Annotated in this window: 22 protein-coding genes and 9 pseudogenes; 4 read left to right on the top strand and 27 right to left on the bottom strand. The window is 35.7% G+C overall.

Going from position 1 to position 24,023, the window contains the following annotated elements; genetic code table 11:
- Positions 1-340: 340 nt before the first annotated feature.
- The 15 genes and pseudogenes from KW850_RS28700 to KW850_RS33635 all read right to left on the bottom strand — a co-directional run.
- A pseudogene (locus tag KW850_RS28700) lies at positions 341-763 on the bottom strand (recombinase family protein); the annotation flags it as partial.
- 154 nt (positions 764-917) lie between these two features.
- Positions 918-1,673, bottom strand: coding sequence for an amino acid ABC transporter ATP-binding protein (locus KW850_RS28695; RefSeq protein WP_218351100.1), 756 nt, complete (start codon positions 1,671-1,673; stop codon positions 918-920).
- A 22-nt stretch (positions 1,674-1,695) separates the two neighbouring features.
- A complete protein-coding gene (locus KW850_RS28690) occupies positions 1,696-2,409 on the bottom strand; it encodes an amino acid ABC transporter permease (protein WP_256358516.1) in 714 nt (237 codons plus the stop codon).
- An 11-nt stretch (positions 2,410-2,420) separates the two neighbouring features.
- Positions 2,421-3,128 (bottom strand): amino acid ABC transporter permease, encoded by a 708-nt coding sequence (locus tag KW850_RS28685; RefSeq protein WP_218351099.1) that lies wholly within the window; start codon positions 3,126-3,128, stop codon positions 2,421-2,423.
- 211 nt (positions 3,129-3,339) lie between these two features.
- Positions 3,340-4,212, bottom strand: coding sequence for a transporter substrate-binding domain-containing protein (locus tag KW850_RS28680; RefSeq protein ID WP_218351098.1), 873 nt, complete (start codon positions 4,210-4,212; stop codon positions 3,340-3,342).
- Positions 4,199-4,429: pseudogene (locus tag KW850_RS28675) on the bottom strand (acyl-CoA dehydrogenase family protein); the annotation flags it as partial. The pseudogene KW850_RS28675 and the gene KW850_RS28680, both read right to left, overlap by 14 nt.
- Positions 4,423-4,614: an acyl-CoA dehydrogenase family protein gene (locus KW850_RS28670; protein WP_218351097.1), complete on the bottom strand. Its 192-nt coding sequence runs from the start codon at positions 4,612-4,614 to the stop codon at positions 4,423-4,425. The pseudogene KW850_RS28675 and the gene KW850_RS28670, both read right to left, overlap by 7 nt.
- A gap of 314 nt (positions 4,615-4,928) precedes the next feature.
- Positions 4,929-5,637 (bottom strand): IS6 family transposase gene (locus KW850_RS28665; RefSeq protein ID WP_374226395.1). Its coding sequence is split into 2 segments (ribosomal slippage): positions 4,929-5,546 and positions 5,548-5,637, totalling 708 coding nucleotides; the frame shifts between segments, so codons are not numbered across the junction.
- A 166-nt stretch (positions 5,638-5,803) separates the two neighbouring features.
- Positions 5,804-6,592 (bottom strand): carbon-nitrogen family hydrolase, encoded by a 789-nt coding sequence (locus KW850_RS28660; RefSeq protein WP_218351096.1) that lies wholly within the window; start codon positions 6,590-6,592, stop codon positions 5,804-5,806.
- Between the two features lie 5 nt (positions 6,593-6,597).
- A complete protein-coding gene (locus KW850_RS28655) occupies positions 6,598-7,866 on the bottom strand; it encodes an MFS transporter (RefSeq protein ID WP_218351095.1) in 1,269 nt (422 codons plus the stop codon).
- A gap of 12 nt (positions 7,867-7,878) precedes the next feature.
- The gene (locus tag KW850_RS28650) at positions 7,879-8,550 is read right to left on the bottom strand and encodes a DUF2848 family protein (RefSeq protein WP_218351094.1); all 672 of its coding nucleotides are present in this window, start codon (positions 8,548-8,550) and stop codon (positions 7,879-7,881) included.
- Positions 8,534-9,202, bottom strand: a complete 669-nt coding sequence (locus KW850_RS28645; protein WP_218351093.1) for a GntR family transcriptional regulator — start codon at positions 9,200-9,202, stop codon at positions 8,534-8,536. Before KW850_RS28645 ends, KW850_RS28650 begins: the two co-directional genes overlap by 17 nt.
- A 1,642-nt stretch (positions 9,203-10,844) precedes the next feature.
- Entirely contained in the window at positions 10,845-11,318 is a 474-nt protein-coding gene (locus KW850_RS28640) for a hypothetical protein (RefSeq protein WP_218351092.1), read from the bottom strand.
- Positions 11,319-11,669: 351 nt separating this feature from the next.
- On the bottom strand, positions 11,670-11,843 hold the full coding sequence (locus KW850_RS28635) for a hypothetical protein (RefSeq protein WP_218351091.1): 174 nt from the start codon (positions 11,841-11,843) through the stop codon (positions 11,670-11,672).
- A 177-nt stretch (positions 11,844-12,020) separates the two neighbouring features.
- Positions 12,021-12,202, bottom strand: a pseudogene (locus KW850_RS33635) (site-specific integrase); the annotation flags it as partial.
- Positions 12,203-12,550: 348 nt separating this feature from the next.
- Here KW850_RS33635 and KW850_RS33630 point away from each other — a divergent pair.
- Positions 12,551-12,727 (top strand): annotated as a pseudogene (locus KW850_RS33630) (IS110 family transposase); the annotation flags it as partial.
- Between the two features lie 100 nt (positions 12,728-12,827).
- Complete coding sequence (locus KW850_RS28630) at positions 12,828-13,031, top strand: hypothetical protein (protein ID WP_218351090.1); 204 nt, start codon at positions 12,828-12,830, stop codon at positions 13,029-13,031.
- A gap of 43 nt (positions 13,032-13,074) precedes the next feature.
- Here the strand turns inward: KW850_RS28630 and KW850_RS28625 are convergent, their stop codons facing one another.
- The 3 genes and pseudogenes from KW850_RS28625 to KW850_RS28615 form a co-directional block, all read right to left on the bottom strand.
- Entirely contained in the window at positions 13,075-13,215 is a 141-nt protein-coding gene (locus tag KW850_RS28625; protein WP_218351089.1) for a hypothetical protein, read from the bottom strand.
- A 32-nt stretch (positions 13,216-13,247) separates the two neighbouring features.
- Positions 13,248-13,572: pseudogene (locus KW850_RS28620) on the bottom strand (NAD(P)H-dependent oxidoreductase); the annotation flags it as partial.
- 42 nt (positions 13,573-13,614) lie between these two features.
- Positions 13,615-14,045, bottom strand: a pseudogene (locus KW850_RS28615) (organic hydroperoxide resistance protein).
- 200 nt (positions 14,046-14,245) lie between these two features.
- Here KW850_RS28615 and KW850_RS33625 point away from each other — a divergent pair.
- Both KW850_RS33625 and KW850_RS28605 read left to right on the top strand, forming a co-directional pair.
- On the top strand, positions 14,246-14,833 hold the full coding sequence (locus KW850_RS33625; protein ID WP_308128876.1) for a low temperature requirement protein A: 588 nt from the start codon (positions 14,246-14,248) through the stop codon (positions 14,831-14,833).
- A gap of 1,095 nt (positions 14,834-15,928) precedes the next feature.
- Positions 15,929-16,417, top strand: coding sequence for an isochorismatase family protein (locus KW850_RS28605; protein ID WP_308128875.1), 489 nt, complete (start codon positions 15,929-15,931; stop codon positions 16,415-16,417).
- Between the two features lie 97 nt (positions 16,418-16,514).
- Here KW850_RS28605 and wrbA read toward each other — a convergent pair whose 3' ends face one another.
- The 9 genes and pseudogenes from wrbA to KW850_RS28560 all read right to left on the bottom strand — a co-directional run bounded on the left by wrbA (position 16,515) and on the right by KW850_RS28560 (position 23,963).
- On the bottom strand, positions 16,515-17,180 hold the full coding sequence (gene wrbA / locus KW850_RS28600) for an NAD(P)H:quinone oxidoreductase (protein WP_218351088.1): 666 nt from the start codon (positions 17,178-17,180) through the stop codon (positions 16,515-16,517).
- Between the two features lie 47 nt (positions 17,181-17,227).
- Entirely contained in the window at positions 17,228-17,653 is a 426-nt protein-coding gene (locus KW850_RS28595) for a DoxX family protein (RefSeq protein ID WP_218351087.1), read from the bottom strand.
- Positions 17,654-17,675: 22 nt separating this feature from the next.
- Positions 17,676-18,290 (bottom strand): alpha/beta hydrolase, encoded by a 615-nt coding sequence (locus KW850_RS28590; RefSeq protein ID WP_308128874.1) that lies wholly within the window; start codon positions 18,288-18,290, stop codon positions 17,676-17,678.
- Positions 18,287-19,245 (bottom strand): annotated as a pseudogene (locus KW850_RS28585) (ring-cleaving dioxygenase). The gene KW850_RS28590 and the pseudogene KW850_RS28585 overlap by 4 nt, the downstream one beginning before the upstream one ends.
- A 26-nt stretch (positions 19,246-19,271) precedes the next feature.
- Positions 19,272-19,888 (bottom strand): annotated as a pseudogene (locus tag KW850_RS28580) (flavin reductase family protein).
- A gap of 12 nt (positions 19,889-19,900) precedes the next feature.
- Entirely contained in the window at positions 19,901-20,839 is a 939-nt protein-coding gene (locus KW850_RS28575; RefSeq protein ID WP_218351085.1) for a ring-cleaving dioxygenase, read from the bottom strand.
- Between the two features lie 127 nt (positions 20,840-20,966).
- Positions 20,967-21,365 (bottom strand): DoxX family protein, encoded by a 399-nt coding sequence (locus KW850_RS28570; RefSeq protein WP_218351084.1) that lies wholly within the window; start codon positions 21,363-21,365, stop codon positions 20,967-20,969.
- Positions 21,366-21,429: 64 nt separating this feature from the next.
- Complete coding sequence (locus KW850_RS28565) at positions 21,430-21,852, bottom strand: MarR family winged helix-turn-helix transcriptional regulator (RefSeq protein WP_218351083.1); 423 nt, start codon at positions 21,850-21,852, stop codon at positions 21,430-21,432.
- A gap of 1,049 nt (positions 21,853-22,901) precedes the next feature.
- Positions 22,902-23,963, bottom strand: a pseudogene (locus KW850_RS28560) (sugar porter family MFS transporter).
- Positions 23,964-24,023 lie beyond the last annotated feature (60 nt).

Below are 24,023 nucleotides of genomic sequence, written 5' to 3'. Positions count from 1 at the left end.
AAAGTATCCTCTTATTGAACTCCCTCAGCTTAATACTATTTTCTCACGAATACTCGCTTATTCGCAGGATTTCATAACCCTTGAAATTGATTTAACGATTAAATGAAATGAGTTCAGACGTGAAGGCATAGTGAAATAATGGAGTGAAATGAAACTCCACATTTTACCATATGATGTACATTCTCCACGCCGCCCCTGGAGGCTTTCCCTCCCATGTGAGGCCAGTTATGCTAACCTAATGGGTCCGTGCCCTTATGTTGAAGAAATCTGGTACTCCGTACATATTTGAAATCCTACGAATAAGCACCGCGAATATCAACATCGATACAATGATGGAGATATAAAAAGTTGTCTTTTTAACCCCTATTTCCTGCATCGCATTAACAGCTGTCATCTCTCCAAATTTTCATCGATGATAAACTTGTTTAAACTCTTCAGTAATGATAGATTTCGGTCCGCCAAAAGCTACTCCGTTTTTCAAAGCCACATCAATGCCTTCACGCTGCCGTATTCGAATTCGATTGCGTTCGTCTTCTGCCATCCAAGAAAGAATTTATAATACCAGATCGGCAATGAAAGTACCTAGACTGTCTTTAAATTGAGTGGTATCCAATAGAGGCACATCCAGTACCATAATGTCGGCCTGAATGGTTTTCGTAATGTCATTCCACTCTTGTAGAATTTCTTCTTTGTTTCGGCCAAACCGATCGAGCGAATGAATAATGAGTACGTGGTAACAAACTGATAAACAGGCCAGCAAGATCTTTTATATCTTGTTGGCCTGTTTTTATTATGAGTCATCTTCAATAATAAAATTATTCATGAATATTTATTGCCCATTTACAGAAAGTATTAGTTACGGACATTGAGAAGGGAGAAATGGAGAAAAAACTCCATTTACAGAGGCTGCACTTTCGTTAAATATAATAAATAAAATCCTCTGGTATAACACGCTTTAAGAAATGTTGAGTTCTTTCTTCTTTTGGCCTTGAGAAAATTTCCATAGGAGAATTCTCTTCTACAATGACACCGCCATCCATAAAGATGACTCTGTTTGCTACATCCTTTGCAAAAGACATTTCATGAGTCACAACTAACATGGTTGTTCCTTCTTTTGCAATATTTTTCATGACGGTTAATACTTCACCGACTAATTCTGGATCGAGCGCTGAAGTTGGTTCATCAAATAAAATAATATCTGGATTTAACGCAATGGCTCTTGCAATGCCAACCCTCTGCTGCTGCCCGCCAGACAGTTCACTAGGGTAGGAATTCAATTTATCTGACAATCCGACTTTCACCAATGCCTGTTTACCAATCTCATTTGCTTCTGCTTTCGGAACCTTTCTTCCAATTATAAGACCTTCTGTCACATTCTCTAATGCTGTTTTATTATTAAACAAATTATAATTCTGAAACACAAAAGCAATTTTTTTCCTGATTTGATGTATTTGTTTTTTTGTTGATGATTTAAGGTTTACATCAATATCACCAAAAATGGCTTGCCCCTGATCTGCTTGTTCAAGAAAGTTAATGCACCGAAGTAATGTCGTCTTGCCAGAACCACTTGGGCCAAGAATGACGACAACATCACCCTTATCAATCTTTAAATCTACTCCTTTCAAAATCTCATTCTTACCAAAGGACTTGTGGATATTTTTAATCTCTAACATGATTTTACCTCCTATCATTATCTTAGGCACCGGCTGCATTAAACTTCCTTAACCGTTTTTCATACAGCTTAAATAAGTATTCCACTAAGCTGCATAAAATGAGATAGACAAGAAAGATATCGATGTAAGCTTCAACATAATTGTAGCCAACATTGGCTGCCACTTGGGCTCTTAACGTAATCTCTTTCAATGACAAAGCATAACCCAAAGAGGTAGCTTTAATTAAATTGACCGTTGCTGTACAAATATTGGGCAATGCAACTACTAATATTTGTGGAATGATAATTCTTCTAAACGCTTGCACATTGTTCAAACCAACTGAATAAGCTGCCTCCAGCTGCCCCTTGCTTACCGTGCCAATAGCAGAACGAAATACTTCTATTAGAATAGCAGTTGTATTCAAGGAGAAAACAATAAATGCGTACCAAATCGGATTTATATCGTAAATACTCGTTTTAAAATGATACTTTTCAAATATTGGAGCCAATATTAAAGGAACACTTGTAAATATAATAAAAATTTGAACAATGACAGGTGTCCCTCTCACAAACGAAACATAGACTCGTGCAAACTGGCTTATGATTGGAATTCGATTAATCCGAGATAATGCGAGCAAAAATCCTGAAGGCAAAGCAATTAGTAACGAGAAAATCGTAATGATTAAGGCTGTAGGCACTCCAGATAATGCAACAAAAAAAGTTTTCACTAAAAACTGATAATCCAATCCGACCGACATTCTGTCACCCCCTATGTCGTTTTTATAACCAGTTTACCTTTACTGAATATTTTTTCTAATTTGGAAAAGAATTGTTCAATTAAAATGGATAGAACCCAGTATATAAGAGATAATGCAAGATAAATTTCTAAGGAATGAGAATTATAGTTATTTGAAATGATAAGACTTGCCTTCCCCATAATATCAACCAAACCAATGGTATAAGCTAATGATCCTTCTTTCATTAATTCAAGGAGGCTGTTGCCGAAATTGGGCAAGGCAACTACAAATGCTTGTGGTAAAACAATTCTCCTGAATGCCTGTGCGGGTCTAAGCCCTACACTAACAGCTGCCTCATATTGACCTCGGTCGATCGCTTCATAGGAAGTCCTCATCACCTCAGAAATTAATGCCCCAAATTGTAGAGAAAAGGTGATCACAACAAAGATCGAGGTGTGAAGATTATTCAGGTCTGTACCAAAATTACTGGCAATTGCCGGCAATCCGTAAAACACTAAAAATAATAGAACAATAGATGGTGTACATCTTAAAATGGTGGTATAACCATTTGCGATTTTTTTTGCAATCTTACTCTTTCCCAGTTTCATAACGGCTAAGATAAATCCTAAAATCGTACCGAACAAAACCGATAGACCTGCTACCATAAATGTTACCTTTAAAAATGAAATAAGTTGTGGTATTGCTCCCCAAATGTACGTAATATCAAAATACGTTTGCATGCTCCACCTCCATACTGATTCCCTAGTTTGTTAATCATAAATTTTCTTAGTGTAAGAGACTTTATGTACAAAAACTTGCCACTTTCGATTGTTGAAACAGCCAAACTGCAGCCGCTAAAAAAAGAGAAAGTGACAAGTCAGACCCAAATGTATAAATATTAAAAACAAGTATGCGATCAATCGTTTCTGTAAGCTTCCTTGGAAAACGGTGTTACCTTTTTATAGTATCCAATAGTTTAAATAAATCATTATTATAGAACTTAACCATAAGTTCGTTTGTCTTCTTTTCCTCTTTTATTTTCTTGATTGCATGATCATAGGCATCTGCAAATTCTTGTTCTTTCTTGCTGAATAATGGCCAAGTTTTTACAACCATAAACTCATTATAGACAACGTCATTAGCTAAATTATGATAGGGACCATCCTTTGCAAGAACTTGCTTTTCATACGTTGCTCCTAAATAAATGCCTCCATTTACACGTCCTTCTTTTACCCATTGAACGACATCCACTGAGAATGCATCTCCGGCTTCTAGTTTGACTTTATTGTCAGGATTGGCTTGGTTGTATTCTTCCACAATGGTATATTGGGCATTACTTGCAGCAATAGGAGCTAAAGAAAGATTAGCTTTAGCAAAATCTGATAAATCTTTTATATCTTCATTTTCCTTTTTTAACAAAAGGCCAACGCCGCTAAGTCCGAGGAATTCTTTAGGGAAAATATAACTCTTCGTTCTTTCCTCTGTAAACCAGGCATTTTTTACACCTACTTGATATTTGCCTTGTTGAACCCCTATCAATAAGTCTTCACTTGATGTTGGCACATATTGGAATTCGTATTCTGGCAGTGCCTTATCAACTAATTTCATGACTTCAATTTCATATCCAGTTGGGTTTCCCTTTTCATCTACGTATCCTATTGGTTTACCGCCTTGATCAAACGCTACTTTTACTTTTCTAACTTCTTTCCCAGTATCTCCTGAATCCGATTTTGCGCCGGTTGTTTTATTTGAGCCGCAACCTGCTATTAGAGTTACTAAGGCTATTCCTGTAGCGGCGATTTTAAAAACTTTATTCATTTTCATTGTCTATTCCTCCCTTAGATTCATATTGTTGAATAGCTGTTTGAGCTAATTTTGAAATGGTTAGATCATCCATATGCGGATTATGTAGGCCTGCCCGAACATCTCGGTAATAACGCTGCAGTGGATTTGTCAGCTGTAAGCTTTTTGCTCCGACTAATCGCATCGCTTTATCGACCACGGTAATCGCGGAGTTGGTCACAATATGTTTGGCTATGCCCCGCCAAATTCCTCTGGTAAGGTCAATTTGGTATAACCGATTTTTCTTAACGTCTGGATATTCTCTCTAGGGAAGCTGCCCTCCTTGTCGATTTGCGAGGCTTGTGCTTTAAAGTCTGCTTCCAATGGGTACAGCCGTTCAAGCCACTTACGCTGCTTGCTATTTTTTACAAATAAGTTCTGCATGCTCTTTGCTCCCTCCTAACACTTATAAAAAAAGACTGCTCCCATTTAGAATGGAAGCAGCCTTCAGTTGACTGATAAGCTAAGCTCATAAGTTTTTTATAACATTTTTGGAATATTATGTATCTATTAAATTATAATAAGCATATTAATCCAATGTGTCAACTAGGAATTTAAATTTGTATTTCCATTAACTAATTTACATACTCCAGATTCCTATGAATCATCAAGAAGATCTGCACCGTTAAGAGATTTGGTTCTGGTGCAAAAACTACGTGCTAGAAACATAGAGTGTCAATTTCCTTTAAACTGCTAGCTTATGAAGCTAATCCAAACAATTTATGAATGAATTCTTTTTGATTTTGGGCAGATTTCACCCCTTGGTGAACTTGCTTCTTTTTGATCATATGCATCGCTTCTATACCACTCAGTATGTAAGTAGCTGTATAAAATGATTTCAATCCTAACATCGAACGAACTCGCTTCTTTATAAAACGATGATCCTGTTCAACCATATTATTAAGATATTTCACTTGCCTTATTTGGATGCTTTCAGGCATACGTTTCTCTTCTTTTAACTCTTGAATCGCTACAGGATAGGCTGGATTTTTATCGACGGTTATGACGCGAGGCCCACAAACATGAGAAGCAGCCAAGGCTTTCTTGAAAAAGCGCTTGGCTGCTTGTTTATCTCTTGATTCATTTAGATAAAAATCAATGGTATTCCCTTCTGAATCGACTGCACGATATAAATACATCCATTGACCTTTTACTTTGATATACGTTTCATCGACTCTCCAAGAGTCATTTGTTGACTTAAGATGACGACGTACTCTTTTATCTAATTGAGGTCCATATTGATGAACCCAACGCATAATCGTTGTATGAGCCATGGATAAGCCACGCTCCTCCATCATATCCACCAAATCACGAAAAACTTAAGCTGTACCGTAGGTACCATCTCACCGTTAATAAAATAATATCAGGCTGATAATGCTTCCATTTGAATAAATTTTGATTCTCCACACTGAACACCATCCCTTTTCTAGATTGATAGTATCAGTATGTCCAAGTTTTTGAGAAGTTTTTTGCACCAGAACCTTTGAAAGTTTATAGTTAATAAAAAGATTAGAGTTGTGTTAAAATCTAAAAAGCTACTTTAAAGATTGTCATCTTTGAAGTAGCGCCTACATTATAACTTTCTATACTTCCCCGGTACTCTTGAATCGAATATGGGAACTTCTTTTCTTATTTGCGGTACTTTCTCTAAATCCAGAGCTGCTTTTAATTCACCAACTTCTTGATCTAATTTTTGAATGATGTTTCCCCAAGGATCTACAATTTGTGAGCAACCTGCGAATTCCACTCCTAACTTTGTCCCCGTCACATTTGATGCAACAACATACATTTGGTTCTCAATTGCGCGTGCACGAAGTAACGTATTCCAATGCGTTTCCCTTGCGAGTGGCCATTCTGCTACGATATGTAGCACTTGAATACCTTGTAATGCTAAGTCACGAATAATTTCAGGGAATCGTAAATCGTAACAAATAATAACCCCCATCTTTACATCTTCAAGTTCAAATACTTCAACTTGATTATGACCGCCCGTTAAAAACTTTGGCTCATCTAACATCGGAACAAGGTGCATCTTGTCATATGTGTGAACAATCTCACCCATTCGATTTACAATAACCGCTCGGTTAAAGATATCTTGACCTTCTAATACAGCAATCGAGCCACCCACCAAATTTACATTAAACTTCTTAGCCAGTGATTGTAAAAATTCAATTGATTGATTACCATCCACTTTGCAGATTTCTTCTAATTCTTCCAACGCATAGCCCGTAGACCACATTTCAGGAAGTACTACAACATCTAAAACATCACTGTAGTTAGTTTCTAACCAGCTTTCAATGATTTTCCTATTCTTTTCTGGATTGCCAACTTCTAAATCCATTTGAAATACTAAATAATTCACATTGGTCACTCCTCAATTATATTTAGTAATGAAGTATCTGGTTTCACAAACAACCATAATATAGCTGCAATAAACACAGGGATCACAGTTACTCCTAATGTGATATTCCACCCAAAGTTTTCTGCTAACCATCCACATAATAAAGGTGATATAAATGCTCCTAGATTGCCCCACAAGTTCATCCAACCTGAAACGGACCCGGAAAAGTTTCTGCCTAAGTCTGTAGCAGAAGCCCAAGAACACACTACAGTGAATCCTAGTGAACCCAAGCATAATGATAACCATAAAACATTCATATATGGCGATACTGTCATAACAGCCAGGTACATTGAAATAATAAATACTATTAAACCTGATATAGCTAAAGCGGATCTAGAAATTTGTTTTGAAAAACCTTTACGTACTAAATAGTCAGAAAGAATACCACCAGACATTACAGTTATCAGAATCGCTAACCATGGTAGGCTTGCAGCAAATCCCATTTTATTTAATGAGAATCCTCTATCTTCCAGTAGGTAGGTGGGTAACCAAACTAAAAAGAAAGTAATAATATATAAAACAACAAAATATTGCACTCCTAACGCCCAAAATCGATAGCTTTTTAGAAAAGTACTCCATGGAGCTATAACTTTAGTGGTAGAAACCATTTCTCTGTTTTCAAGTATATATTCTTTTTCTTGTTCATTCACTAATTTGTGAATTTCAGGATAGTCTCTAGCAATAACGTACCATACAGCCGCAATGATTATTCCTACTATTCCAAAAATATAAAATACAGCTTGCCAGCCAAAATATTGATAGATATAAACCGTAACGACAGGTGCTACAACTGGTCCAAAATATGAACCTGCCAACAAAGCACTAGATGCTCTAGCTTTTTCATCTTTTCTAAACCAGTTTGTATTAAATACTGCGTTAGATGGAAACATTGGTCCTTCACCTATCCCAAATAAGAATCTCACCATATACAATAGACCGTGAGATTTAACTAAACCTGTCAAACTTGTAAATACTGACCACCATATTAGAGAAAAAGTGATCATTTTTCTTGGACCAAACTTTTCCGCCATAAGTCCTGCTGGAATTTGAACTAACGCGTAACCTAATGAGAATAATGATGCTAGCATACCAAACTGAACTTTATCTAAGCCTAAATCATTCATCATTGGTTTTGCTATTATTGAAATATTTGATCTATCCATGTAAGCGATTACACCAATGATAAAGAAAAAGAAGGCTAATCCCCATCTAACTTTTGTCGGTTTCTTTTTCAAAAAAATTCCCCCTTAATTGACAATGGAATAATGATGTTTAATTTTTCTGTTTAACTTCGGGTGTACAATTTCATATTCAAATTTTTCACCAAAAATAAATCCATTTTTTGTAGGCACAGTACCTGAAAAAATAACAGTATGTGTTAAATCTTTTTCCCCTAATTTGTCCAGCTTTTCCAATAAAACATCAACCTCTAAAAGTGCCTCTAAAGTATCTTCTTGATATAAACATTTTTCTCCATTTGAAGTAACATAAGAACGTAAAATAATATTATCCCAGTCATCTTTTAAATCTGCTAATTTCCAAAAATCAGTTGCAAGAGGTTTATCACATATTGATTTAGACTTTAGAATATCTTCTTTTTCTACTTCTCGATCAGTATGATCGCTGCCAAGAGTAACCAACCATTCTTTTCCATCATGGAATAACACGTATTCTGTTTCCCCAGAGGAAAATTTGCTTCCATGACATTCATTAGAAAAATTCAGTTGTTCTATTTTTTGTGGATATATCATCGGTACATTAGGTGGAGGTGCAATTCCTAATTCTTTTAATTCATCTATGTGTTCTTGGATTTTTTCTATATTTCTTCCCCCATACCCTACAACTATTACTTTATTAATATCAATTTCATGCTTTTTAACCTCTCCATTAGAAAGATGTAAATTAATTACTTTCCTCATTTGAATTCCTCCTCAATTGATTAATAATTTTATTTTTGGTATTTTCCACATGGGCATTTGAGGCTTTCAGAAGTTGATTTATATCTTGTGATTTTAAAGCTTTTATAATTTCTTTATGTTCCGATATTGTTTCTTCAATACGCGATTTCTCAGTTATTGCTTTTAACCCAAACCATCTTATCTGATCACCAATTTCTTCAAACCATTTTTCTAATCGTTCATTTTTAGTTAATAATACGATTTTAGAATGGAACTCCTTATCTAATTCAATAAATCTTTGCTGATCTGTTTTATTTTTTTCTTGCTCCTCAATGTAACTTTCTAATACTTTTATTTGTTCTAACGTAATATTTCCACATATTTTTTCTAGTGAGAAACGGTCAAAAATCATTCGTATTTCCATTACTTCAATTACATTTTCTTCTGTAATCTCATTAATAAACGTACCAACCCGGGGCTTTGAAATTATCCACTTTTCTCTTTCTAACAACGATAGAGATTCTCTTACAGGAGTTCTACTTATCCCTAACTTTTCACTTAGGTCTCTTTCATATATTGCTTGACCTGGTAAGAGTTCATAATTCAAAATTGATTTCTTAATTGCCTCAAAGGCTATATCTCTTAACGGCAAAACTGTCTCTATTTTTTTCATTGGCCACCTCTTTTGGTATGTGGTATACCAGAATTATAATATAAGCTCAAAATTCTGTCAAATCAAAAAATTAGATTTTAATATAATCAATTATTTACATTTATAAAGCGGTTATTATATAGTCCAAGTTTCACTCATCGGATAAGGGATATGGGGGTGCTTGTTGCATGCAAACGGTCCTAAAAAATGATAAATTCTTTTCAATTCTCATGATAAGAACCAAGAGGTAAAAGTAAGCTTTTTATTTCTTGAAAATAGGAGGGAAAAATATATACTTTCTTAATCCAGAATCGGGCTTGTTTCTGTAACTTAGAAGGAACGCTTTTCTAGAAGGAGTTTTTTCCAGTCAATGCTGTAAAGAAAACAGGAATTTGTTTGGCTTGCCCATCCTGTTAAAATTAAAATATACACTACAAATGAAACACATAATGGAAACCCGTGGGATTGCCGAAGGAGAAAGATGAAGGTGATTGGGGTGAAGAAAGATGAAGAAGCTGTCAAGGTTGAGTAGACGGGTTCAAGAATGGCTATGAAAGAGGAGAGAACGGAAAGAAGAGAAGTCACTCCCGAGTTTTGGAAACCCTTTGATTAATGACCATCAGGAACAATTGGAAAAGGCAAAAGAATTTTATCAAAATGAAAAACCAACCGAGGAATAATTACAGGGTGCGATGCTTCCATAACGGAGGATCTCTTTTTTCTTATATAAGTAAACCAGCTAATAGAAGCTCCTTGTTGTTCCATTAAATGGCGCGATTGCGGAACAATGAGCAGTCGTTTTTTTACTAGTCGGATCCGAATAGTTCTAGATTGAATGTAAATAATTAAGAAACCCAGCTAATCTTCTCATGTGAAGGTAGCTGGGTTTTAAAGTTGTATGTGCAAAATTACACTTAAAATATACGCAAATTATCGATCAAAGTGACAAACAAGTAAAACATTTTTGATTCCAAAAACTATGATTTCTTATCTTTGATCATCCAGAGGGTATAAAGTGGTAAACAGCCTGTCATTCATTGGTACACTTTTTGTCATTCAGTGGTAAAAACTATGTCAAGGATGGTACATTTCATTGGCTGTAATCATACAGGAGCTTATTCTTGCATTTGGTTCCAAGTATAAAATCACAAAATAAAAAATGAAAAATTAGAAGACATTTTTCCTTAATGTATGAAAATAGTTATAATCGTACATATAAAACATTGAAAATATTAGATTAATAAAATATGATGTTATTATCATACTTTTGATGTACGATATTGTATTAAAAAGGGGATTTTTTGTGAAATAAAAAAATGTTCAACCACTCCGAACGGTAAAAGAAGTTGAAGATATGAAATGGGCTTTAGGGAGATATTGTTCAGAAAGAGATAAATTTATGTTTACTTTTGGAATTAACATCGGTTTGGGCATGTGGTACTACCCCTTTAAGGTCAATAAGCTTGTAAAAAGGGATTTTGATTTAGGGAAGGGTTGCGGGAATGAAAATACACCTAATTACCACTAGCAGGGTGCTAATTTACAAACACCCCCAAAACGACTATTTAAGGGAGAATCATAAATTTTATGATTTCAACTTTAACGTGAATTAGAAAGCCGCACATGCCCAATGATTGCAAATATCACCTGTTCTTCTAAATCTTCAAAATAAATTCTTATCAAGCAAAAGACGTTTTCCCTCAAAGCCAAACGCTTCAAGTAAATAGAAAACACGAGGTTTCTTGTATGCCCGGCTATTTGCTACGCATTGCTGCCAAACCACAGCTTCAAACTCTTTCGAATAATGACGATGTTGGATACATTCATGGATACGTGTTTTCTTTAACTCCACATGACCTTCCCACATGTTTTTATTGGCAAGCTCTATCCACATTTCAGCCCGAATCCGTTCTTCTACTTCTTTCTCAACAATTGTTGTGTTAGATTCTTTTGCAACATCTGTTGTATAACCTTCTGGTAGACGCTGTTGAAGAAAATCATCTAACGCCTCTTTAGGAATTTGCCATCCCTCTTTGCGCGAAGAAGGTGCTATTCCTTTGAGATCACCCTGACGTAACCATCTACGAATGCTTTCTTTTTGTGTCGTGATTTTATAGGTTTTTAATAATTCAAACACTTAGTCAACACTATACATGTCCATCAAATCACCTATCCTCTTTAATATAACGAATGTTTTATTAAATCCATTATACAACATTCGTGGTATTAAATCTGGGCTAACGTTGGAAATATGTACAAGGTTTAGTAACGCTCTTAAATGATAGCATTCAGTATTTAATCATTTACAAGCAGGGTTTTTTATATAGAGTTCTAGAATTCCAAACGTCTTATCTGACATTTTGCCCAAATCCTTATGGTTAACAATTTAATCCGTATATACTAATATGTTAACCATGTTAACTAAGGTTAACCTATAGAACAAAAAATAACTTCCTTCTCCTATAATTGGTCAATCGGCTTAACGGTTCTACTGTTTCCTTGATACACACTTCCTTCCGTCCTTATCGCTTAATACTTCGTATTCAATGCGTCCAGCCGCTTCATTGTGTCTAGCTGATATGACCGTACCTTCCACAACTTGCCCCCATCGAGGAGTTAGCCTAACTAGTGTACCTATTTCGATTAATTTATATCGTTTCATTGGCATCCCCTCCTAAAATTTTCGATTCAACGGCAGTTTCCAATGTGCTTCTAATACTTCGGGATAACATTTCGGGCAGAACCAATTTCCATACTCACCGCCTGGAAGCTGCTGCATTTCTGATTGCGAAAACCATTTAGCATAAAGGCACACATCTTTTTCATGGCATTTACCTTTTTACAATTTGAATGACTGCAAGCTATTTTCGATTTCTTCATCCGTGATACCGATATACCGCAACGTTATTTTGGGGTGCGAGTGATTCAATATACTTTGTAACGTCGCTATGTCTTTGATTGCTTGTATTACCAGTAGCCAAATGCCTTTCTCATGGTGTGTGTGCCAATTCCATCCGTTATTCCTTTAAGTTACATTCTGTTTCATTTGCTCACAAAAAAACTGCAGACGCAGCTGATAACTTTTAAACTATAACACCCAGTTAGTTGAAATAGGGGTAGCACCAGAAAATACGGATTTACAACGATAAGCATTTGATACAAGTCTTATGAGACATTATAAATCCTAATTTAGGATAATTAGATTATGTATCAATAGGCTTTACTCTATTGAGATTGTGAAGGATTGCTACTAAGCTAACTGGCAGCATTCCTGTAATGAAGAAATATGGGGTTTGAACATAAAAAAGCCCCTTGGTATGATATGAGTGTCCAAAGCTTGCACGCAAAAAGGACAACAATCACAAATACGAACTACGTGTGGCGAGAAAAATACGCGATCTATTATCCGTTGACCTACAAGCAGTTCAAGGGCAAATTCACAATTGGTTAGATCGCTACTTTCCATAGTTTCTAACGGTCTTTAAAGACTGGGAAGGAAAAGCTGCATTACAGCTGTTAAAATTAAATCTATTACCCAATGAGTTAGGTATTTGGAATCATCTTTAAGATTATACTCCCAATGACGAAGCCTGCAATTACAACCATCTGTGTCTTAAATTTTATTACATGGTGGAATGAATTTATAATGGCAAACACCTTTTTGGTTTCTGATGAGTTGAAAACATTGCCGTTTTCAATTATGAAATTTACAGGACAATATTCTTCTAATTATGGTGCTCAATTTGCGGTGATGACCTTAATTACCGATGGAGATAGGTCAGGGGTTAGTCACCCCCTCCTCCTTGATTTATTAAGGTTTTCCCCTTCAATATATTTGATAAGTTTTTAAGAGGTTCTTTACTTTTTTAAACTTGTTTGCATTCTATCTAATATTATAAACGTTTTAACATTTCTACAATTTCCTTTCGGTCATCTTCCTTTTTCATTTCTATAATTGCTCGTTTCTGACAAAATTTACATTCACACTCTTTATCATGTTGCTCCAAATTTTTATTTTTATTGTCCATATTCATACCTACACTCCTTCCAATCTAATGAAACGTATTTTAAACCACAGTCCACCAGTGGTATCTAAGAACTGTTTCATTTGTGATGGTACATTTCCAAATCGAGTTGGCACACTGAAAATAATGGCATCTGCCCATTCTAGATCATCCAGAGATACAGTAGGAACACAGGCGGCCACTTCTTCAGAATAAAGCTTCCATGCTGGATTGGAATCAATAACTGATTGTGGTGCTAATTCTGGTACTTTTAAAACCTTAACATCTGCTCCCTCTTCTCTTGCCCCATCGTATGCCCATTGCGGTTAATTGATAATTTGTACCTGTGGAGCTGTAAAAGATGATTGCAAGATTTACATTAGACATAGTTCTGTTCTCCTCTGCTTTTAAATTAATAAGAAATTGGTATTATTCAACAACCTCAAGAGTAACTTCAATATTCCCTCTTGTTGCTTTTGAATAGGGACAGAAATCGTGTGCCTTATGTACAAGCACTTCTAATTTTTCTTTTTCAACACCTTGTCCTTTAACTTGTAACGTTACAGCAATTTTGAATCCTTGATCAACTTCATCTTTTAAGAAACTGACACTTGCAGTTACTTGTGATTCGAATTTGACATGTTCTTGCCTTGCTATGTGCTGTAAAGCCCCATCAAAACAAGCAGAGTAACCTGCCGCAAACAACTGTTCAGGATTTGTAGCGTTGGGTAATTCTTTTGCTCTTGGGGTTCCTGGCATTGCTAAATCCATTTTTATATTGCCATCAGACGATTCTACTCTTCCTGTCTTCCTCCAACAGCTGTTGCGGAGGATGTGAATAAAGGTTGTTGTTTAGTCATGGTTTTCTCCTTTAGAGTTAAATGTTAGCACTTTAAGGTATACAAAAAGTGAACTAAAAAAGCTATTCTTTTTCCTAATTTAATTTTTATTGAAAACATTTTCCTAAATATTATCTCTTTTGGTTCAAATTAATATTCTATAGATTTTAAAGATTTGTAATTAAACTTTCTAACTCCTTAAAGTTAAACAATTTTATACCATTATATTGGCGTGGGTCGGACAGACAATGTTTGTGAACCGTTTCGGAAAGGACAAATTTCATGAAAGGTTCTTACTTATTTTCCAAATGGTATTTGTGTTAATTTTAATCTCTAACTTATCGGTTGAATTTGATCGTTATTATATCTCTTTTTTAGTTGGATTCATCGGCGTTAGAGCATTAACTGCCTTTCAATACTTATCGGTTATTAGAAAGGGAACGAGGGAACAAAACAAGACGGCGTATTATTTAGGAACTTTGTTTTGGATAGGTATTTTTATTTCAAGCTGTTCGATATTCTTTTCTTCGTGGTATAAATATATTGTCCTATATCTAGGAATTATTGTTGATATTTTTATTCCTCTATTCGGAAGGAAATATCTAGTAAGTCACCCGGTAAACACTACTCATTTATTAGAACGCTTTGGACTGTTAACTCTTATATTACTTGGCGAATCAATTATTAGCATTTTAACTGTACTTCATCCCCAGCTTGGAAGTTGGAAGGCTATAGGATACTCTGTATTCTCTTTTTCATTAATTATTTCATTTTGGTCGCAATATTTTGATAATCTCGAAAAAAATTGATAAATCTGTAAAAACAACGGGACAAATTATCCTTTATGGACATCTCTTCATTTATATTTCTTAAGTATGATTGCAGCTTCTATCCAACTTTTATTTAGTAAACAAATAGCCTATTATTTCATACTTAACTTTATCTTTTGTGCAGCTTTTATTTACTTTTTATCCACGACTGTTGTTTTTCATAAATACCGGTATCAAAATCAGAAGCTAAAGATATTTCATTTAGGATTGTTTTTAAGTATTCTTTTTTCCTTTTTTATTTTCGACATTTTCTTTCCTGTTCCCGGTTTGATTATCTTACTTCAAATTAATGTGTTTTTTGTTATCTATACTAAAGTTTCAACATGAAAAATAAAATTGAGAAGTCCTTATATATACACTGCTTATTAGCTTTTTCTATCGCATAAGTCAATGCAAAAGAGGAACTATTAGAACGGCTCTTAAATATTAAATTTTTAAAATTAAAATTTAAATTATAAAAATTGAAGATCTTGGTTAAAAACTAAGTAAATAAAAAAACACCCTTTTCTTAATAAAAAAAGATAAGGGTGTTGACCATTATTAAGTAAGACGTTTTAGTAATTCCCCTTTTTCTGCTTATTACCCTGCCATGCTAATAATATAAACTAATTCTTTTTCCTTATTATCTAATAATCAGGGTTCACTTACTTTTTTGGAGAAAACGACTGATGTTATGATTTCCGAAATTGGAGCCCTAAATATTACCGGACAAGGTATCAATACCCTTTGCAAGAACAAGCCACTCATCATGGTCTTTGCGCATATATTACTTCATGAATTAATTTCTTAGCCCATGAATATTGGAGGGAAATTCAAATGAATCCTGTAGTTTATTGGTGCCCAATTTGTAGAAACCAGTTTTACGGTACAGAAGTTTGGAACGTCAAGGATTACAACCACAGAGCGTCGTTCTCAGTATTCGCTTACCCCTATTGACCATACTTTGATGTTAATTGACCATCAACCGCAAATGACATTTTCAGTTCAATCACATGATATTGCAAATTTACGAAATAACCTCGCTGGATTGTCAAAAACCGCAAAATTATTTAGTATCCCTATTATAATGACACAATTACCGCAGCAACTTTCAGCGGTAAAATTTTATCCGAAATCCAATCAGTCTTTCCTGACCGAAAGCCAATTGATCGAACGGTTATTAACGCTTGGGAAGATCCAAGAGTATTTAGACAAATCAACGAATATGGAAAACGTAAATTAGTGATGGCGGGTCTTTGGACAGAGGTGTGTTTGCTTGAACCGGTACTGAGTGCTATCGCCGACGGATATGAAGTGTTTTTTATCACGGATGCATCAGGTGGAGTAAATAAAGAATCACATGACATGGCCGTAATACGTATGACACAGGCCGGAGCCCACCCAATCACTTGGTTACAATATTTGTTAGAATTACAGCGTGATTTTGCTATTAAAGAAACTTATAATGGGACACTCGATATTATAAAACAACACGGCGGTGCTTACGGACTGGGAATCATTTATGCGAATGAAATGTTCGGAAATCAGTACGGAAGAAAAGGAAGTAATGGAAATATTATATGAAGTACACGCAAATAAACAAGAAAAAGTACCCCTTTGTACATTTTTTTATGTCTACACTATGGGGTACTTTTTTCAGGATAGCTTTTTCTAATAAAATTTATTGATTTGCTTTTTTAACCCACTCAGCAACTGTTACAGTACGTTTTGCTTGGTGTTTAACTGCCGCCTGAACATCTTCAATCATTTTCCCATCTTGACCAACTGTTACACTTGTTCCATATGGGTTACCACCAGCTCCAAAGGTTACAGGATCTGTATAACCAGGAGCAGCGACAATTGCACCCCAATGATACATGGTAGTATAGAGTGATAAAATCGTTGCCTCTTGACCACCGTGAGAGTTTTGAGCGGAAGACATTGCACTGACAACTTTATTTACAAGCTTGCCATTAAACCAAAGACCACCAGTCGTATCTAGGAATTGTTTCATTTGAGCTGGCATGTTACCAAAGCGAGTAGGCACACTGAAAATAATTGCATCTGCCCATTCTAGGTCATCTAATTTCACTTCAGGTACATCTTTTGTTGCGTCTACATGAGCTTTCCAAGCTGGATTACCTTCAATTGCTGATTGTGGCGCAAGTTCAGGTACTTTTAATACTTTTACCTCTGCACCAGCTTCTTTTGCTCCTTCTTCTGCCCATTTAGATAATTGATAGTTTGTTCCACCCATGCTGTAATAAATTACCGCTAATTTTACATTTGTCATTTTTTCTGTCTCCTTTTCTGATGTACTTCCAAATAATTTAGATAAGAACCCCATTTGTCACACCACCTATTATTACATTCTTTAAAAATTATCATTCCATATTAAGCAGCTTTTTTTAACTCAATTGAATCCTTTTGAAAAATCAAGTAACTAACTGATAATAGCTTGCTTCCATTGATTGCTAGATAAACTGCCATTGCTAAAAATGCTAAATCCAACTCATATCCTGCCATTTGACCATTTCCTAATAAACCAACAGAAAGTTTTACTTTTAGTATTGCCCCAATCATTAATAGTCCAAACAAAGTAGATACAAGTCTAGTTGCTAGTCCAATGATTAATGCGATACCTCCAATGATTTCAAACAAAGCAACTCCATATGCCATAAATCCTGGTAATCCAATACTTTCAAACCATCCTACAATATTTTCAATTCCACCTTGAAACTTTACTATTCCATGAATTAAGAATAATGCCCCTAATGTTACCCGTAAAATAAGTGCTCCTATTTCGTTTTTTACCAACATTCTTTTCTCCTCCGTAAAATAATTATTTGTTTATAACTTTTCGATACCATTGCGCTGCGGCTTCAACTTCTTGAGAGGTTAATTGATGACCTCTATTCTCCCAATGAATTTCTACATTCGCATTTGCCTTTTCTAATAAAGATTGTAATTCAGCAGATTCTAATGGCGAGCAGATTGGATCATTGGTACCAGCTGCAATAAATACTGATTTCCCTGTTAAATCAGGTAGTTCAATTCCTTTTAGCGGCACCATGGGATGATGAAGAATCGCACCCTTTAAAGCATTTTGATGGTGAAATAATAAACTCGCAGCAATATTAGCTCCATTTGAGTAACCTATCGCAAGAATATTATCTCGATCAAAATCATACTTTTCGGAGGCCTCATCTAGAAACTCGTTTAACTCTTTTGTTCGAAAAATAAGATCTTCCTCATCAAATACCCCTTCTGCTAATCTGCGAAAAAATCGAGGCATTCCATTTTCTAATACATTCCCACGAACGCTTAGTACATTTGCCTCATCATCAATCATTCCTGCAAGTGGCAGCAGGTCTAATTCATTGCCTCCTGTACCATGAAGCAATAACAACGTGGGTTTTGTTTGATTTTGCCCCTTATTGAATATATGTTTCATTATTTATCTCCCTCCAGAACTCGAACCTCTACAGGAAGTAGGGTTTCTTCTAATTCTTCTCTTTTTGACTCTAGCCAAGATGGCAACATAAGTTTTTCCCCAAGTTCAGCGACTGGTTCATCCACTGTAAAGCCTGGTGGGTCGGTAGCTATTTCGAAGAGGATACCCCCTTCTTCATGAAAATACACTGCTTTGAAATTGTTTCGATCTCGAATTTCTGTTGGATAGTATCCTTTGTCTTGAAGAAGAGATCTCCATCTGAGTAAATCCTCTTCATCCTTTGCTCTCCATGCTATATGATGAACTGTTCCTGCTCCCATCAGTCCCCTGACTGATGGGTTTAACTGAAAATCAATCGTATTTCCAAAATGTCCTTCAGATTTAAATCTTAGGAATTCATTTTCCTGCCCAATACATTCCATTCCTAAAGTATTTTCCAGCACTTCCGTCGTTTTATGTGGCTGTGCCGAAAACAGAACAGTACCTCCAAACCCTTTTATGGCATTCTCTGCCTGAATTCCCCCAAAGTGCCAAGTATTTATTTGACCTTCATCTCGTTCTATCAATTCAAGTTGAAGACCGTCTGGATCATTAAATTTTAAATACCTTTCACCAAAGCGATTGGATGAAGTAAATTCAATTCCAAATTGTTGTAAACGATTTTTCCAAAAATTAATGGAACCTGATGGAATAATATAGCTAATGACTCCTACCTGACCAGTACCAATTCGGCCTTTGAGCTGTTTAGCCCATGGAAAAAACGTAATAATTGTTCCTGGTTCACCCGTTTCATTTCCAAAATAAAGATGATACACCTCTGGACGATCAAAATTTATAGTTTTTTTACGAGTCTTAACCCAAGTACACCTGCATAAAAATCAATATTCTTTTGTACATCGTTAACCATGGCTGTTATATGATGGATACCTGCTGTTTTTTGCAAACTTATCCTCTCCATTTCACGAAAGTGGATAGTAAAAAGATCTATTTAGGACGTTCTATCGAAAAAATCTCGCCGATTTTCGTATAATTTGTACCAGCCAATCGACTTAAGCAACTAAGCCCCTAGGATCGATTCTTCCATTTTCATAAATGTCATTTTCAATATGAAATTGAACCACTTTTCCAATAATAAAATCACACCCCGGTGTCTCCAAGCCTCCCAATTCTAGAGAATGCTCCAATAAACATTCCATTCGAATTTTCGCTTCCTTTACACCCGGTACAGAAATTTTCACACTGTCTACTGAAGTTAAATTAGCAAACTCTATCTCACTCTGATCAGGAGGAAGGATTGCAGCTGTTTTATTTATTTTTTCAACATTATGTTCGTCAACGATATGAACCACAAATTGATTGAACTCCATAATGTTTCTCGCTGTATCCTTTTGTCTCCCTGCTGAGCGTTGAATAGATAATGAGATCATCTGGGGATTGGATGACACGATATTAAAATAACTAAATGGTGCGCCATTTAAAACACCGTCTTTTGATATCGTTGTGACAAAAGCAATCGGTCTGGGTATAATGCTCCCTATTAGAAATTTATAATTTTCTCTTTCGGTATTTTGGTTAGGGTCAATCGAAAGTAATGGAATCATCCTTTTTATATTTTAGTCTAATTCTCTTACTTCAAACGGTAGCAAAACTTCTTCAATCTTCCCTCGTTGAGGTTCATACTGTGATGGTAACATCAATTTTTCACCCATTGTCTCTTGCGATTCATCATGAGCAAATCCTGGAGGATCAGTGGCAATTTCAAATAGAATTTCTCCATGTTCTCTAAAGTAAATGGCATTAAAATAATTTCTGTCCTGTACAGGAGTGACACCATATCCATTCTCTGCAACATACTTTTGCCAATCTAATTGATCTTGGTCATCAATAGCCCGCCATGCGATGTGGTGTACTGTTCCAACACCCATTTGTCCACGTCCAATTGGAGTTAATTTAATGTCGATTACATTTCCGATGTCGGCTGAGGAACGAAAACGGGCAAAATCCCCTTCATTTCCAATGAAATCAAGTCCCATTACATTTTCTAACAATTGTGAGGTTTTGTTCGGTTGGGTTGATAATAGAGTAGCCCCACCAAAACCTTTTATGGCAACGTCGGGCGTTACCTCCCCAAAGTTCCAAGAATTTAGTTCTCCTTCTTCTCTTTCAACGATTTCCAAGTGAAGTCCATGTGGGTCGTCAAATTCCAAATATTTCTCTCCAAAACGCTCCATTTTTGTGTAGGAAACATTAAACTTTTCAAGTCTTTTTTCCCAAAATTCCATGGCACCTTTCGGAACTACATAAGAGGTAACTCCTACTTGACCATCTCCAATAATTCCTTGACGAGCTCCTGCCCATGGAAAAAATGTTATGATTGTTCCTGGTTTTCCACCTTCATTTCCAAAATAAAGGTGATACGTACCCGGATCATCAAAATTGACAGTTTTCTTGACTAAACGCAAACCCAAAACTCCTGCATAAAAATCAACGTTCTCTTGAGGATCACCGACAATTGCTGTGATATGATGAATACCCATTGTTTTCTTACTCATTTTTTAAGACTCCTTTTTCTTGTAAAATCACGTATTAAAAAAACCTTCACACCTATTTTGTTCCTAATTATTAAATAAAAATCTCAAAATATTAGTTTTAATTTGAGAATCTCTAGTTTGAGATATTTTAGAATAAAAATGCATCTAGAGCATATTCACCAGGACCTATTAAAGCTATACCAATAGCAACTGCAAGTAATGTTAAGTTATATTCATATCCATTTGATGTTGCCCATAATCCATTTGGAGCATGTACCTTAACGATAGCCATAACCATAGTTACTGCAATCATAATGCCTGCAAGTGGGGTTAAAAGTCCTAAAGTAAACAAAATCCCCCCAATAAGTTCTGCTAATCCTGCAAAAAGAGCCACCGCTATTCCAGGTTTCATGCCAATCGATTCGAACCATCCGCCAGTACCTTTTAAACCATAACCACCAAACCACCCAAACAATTTTTGAGCACCGTGACCCACAAATAGTAAACCAATTACCAAACGAATTAGTAACAACCCAAAACTTATCATCTTAAAATCCTCCTATATGTTTTTTATCTCGGATTCGAGATATTGTATTAAAAAAAATGAAAGATTAAACTTTATTCCTTACTTTTTTCAAAAGATGTACCAAAGTCTCTGCCTCATCAGAATTTAATGAATCAAAGATATCATCCACTAACTCATGATGTTTCGGCATGATTTCATTCATCAATGCATTTCCATCATCTGTTAAAGTTACATGGATCACTCTCCGGTCATCACGACAGGCATTTCTTTTTAAGAAACCTTTTTGTTCTAACTTATCTATAACATGGGTCATCGAGCCACTTGAGATTAATATGCAATTACCAATCTGTTGTATTGTTTGTTTCCCTTTTTGGTAAAGTACCTCTAGAGCAGAAAATTCCGTAATACTTAGCTTGTATTTTGTCATCTCTCCCTTTATTTGCTCATGAATTTCTTTAGATGTTTGCATTAAAACAAGATAGGGCAAATTCGTGCATTTTCTTTCCACTTATGTCACCTCTATAAAATATCTCGAATTAAAATATCTTTAATATGAGATAATAATAATACTTAAAAACTTTTTTGTCAATAACATTTAGGCTTTTTTCTTTCATTTTACTTTGAGGTGATTAAAATCACTATCTAATATTAGTAATAGTCGATTGAAATCTGCCAGTTTACAGAACACAGAAGAAGCTACGACTAAAAGACAGTTGCAAACATGAGAATCAATAGTCGAGTAGAAGAGAACCTCTCTACCTTACGGTAGATTGTGTTCTCCCTCCTCCCAGAACCGTGCTTGCGCAATTAACGTACACGGCTCCTCCTAGTTACCATTCACAAAATATAGCTTATCTTCTTGTATCTAATTTGCTATTTCTGCTATCCTTACTAGTCTTGTTTCCATTTATCATTCCTACCTCTGTGTGTAGTAAATGTGCCCCTAGTAAGGGTGATAACTGGTAGCTAGCCTTTCCTCCATCGGCATTACCCAACTTCATTGGTACTACGCTGCTATCCGACTCCCTAAATCGGCATTTGGCTTTCTTACTTTTTATCGCTTGTACACCATACTCTTCCAACAAGAAAAGACCGATAGGGTCTCCCGAGTTGCCGTATCATATCAATGTGTAACGTGCCAAGGTCTCCGACCCCAGAGAGGTTTCATTCTTCTTGCCATATACGAAGAATGAAATATTGCTTTATGCTGCAGGTAAAGCATCAGCCCTCTCGAATTACTAACATTATGGGGCTCAATCCCTTCAACCATTTGGCTTTCGGCCCGCCACCTAACTGTATACGCTTAAAGACTAAAGTTACCTTTAGCCCTCCAAGACTCGCTACGAGCGAATGGCTAGTTCTTACTCGACGGGAATCCCATCCGCTATATGATACGACCTAGGCTCGGCCGCACACCTGCACTGTTAGATTATAAAACAAGCTGCTTGAATGGCAGCTGTAATCTTTGATTCATGAACATTAACGATATTTATTGCTAATATTTGATCTTTTAGCTTATTTTGACCCCATCCACATCTTTTCTATATCTTCAAGTGATTATCCTTTTGTTTCAGGAACAGCCTTTAATGTAAAGAAAAAGGCAAATATTGCAAATATCCCAAATGCCAAAAATGTAAACCCGCTTCCAATTGCGCTCAGCATTACAGGAAAAGTTTGGGATACTAAGTAGTCCGCCAACCAAAGGGCAAAAGATGCAATCGACGATGCAACCCCTCTAACACGGTTCGGAAAAATCTCAGCTATAATAAGCCAAACAATAGGACCCATTGAAATTGCAAAAGCAGCAACATATAGCAAAATAAATATTAACACCCACGATCCTAAAGAGCCGCTACCAAAGGCATAGCTAATAATTAAAAGGCTTATCGACATTATGCCTGTACCAATCAGTAACAGTACTTTCCTTCCTAATTTGTCGACTAACCATACTGATAAAATTGTGAATACCAAATTAATAACGCCTACCAAAACTGTTTGGACCAAAGAAGCGTTTTGTGCCGCACCAGCCTGTTTAAATATTTCAGGTGCGTAATACATAATAGCATTTATTCCAGTCACTTGTTAAAGAATGGCTAATACAACACCTACCATTAAAGCTCTTCGTAAACCAGGTCTAAGAATTTCTGTTATTGAAACACATCCCTTGTCACAAGATGGTTTAATTTTTTCAAGTTCCTTTTTTGCTTCCTTCTCTCCATGTGCTTTTTTTAAAATTTGAAAAGCTTCTTCTTCTCTTCCTTTTAGTTGAAGCCATCTTGGACTTTCAGGAACTATAAGTAATAGTATAAGAAAAACAAGACCTGGCAACAGTCCGAACCCTAGCATCCATCTCCACCCAGTCGATACATTCCATGCAAGGTTCCCTTGATTAGTTATGGATAAGTTTAAAAAATAAACAGCAAAGATTCCTGTAACTACCGCTAATTGATTTAATGAAACCAATCTACCACGAACTCTTGCCGGTGCAATTTCTGCTATATAAAGAGGAGATTGAACAGATGTAATTCCTATCCCTAGCCCACCTATCATTCGAAAAATAATAAACAGTTTAAAATTATTTACTAAGGCTGATATGATTGAACCTACTATTCTATTCAAACTTGTTGAAAACCCCTCCATACTTCTTGTATGAAGGGGCGCGTTTAACATGATTTTTCA

The organism is Bacillus sp. sid0103 (assembly GCF_019219025.1).
The sequence above is the reverse complement of the archived record's forward strand: the minus strand, read 5'-3'. Positions and strand labels throughout refer to the sequence as shown.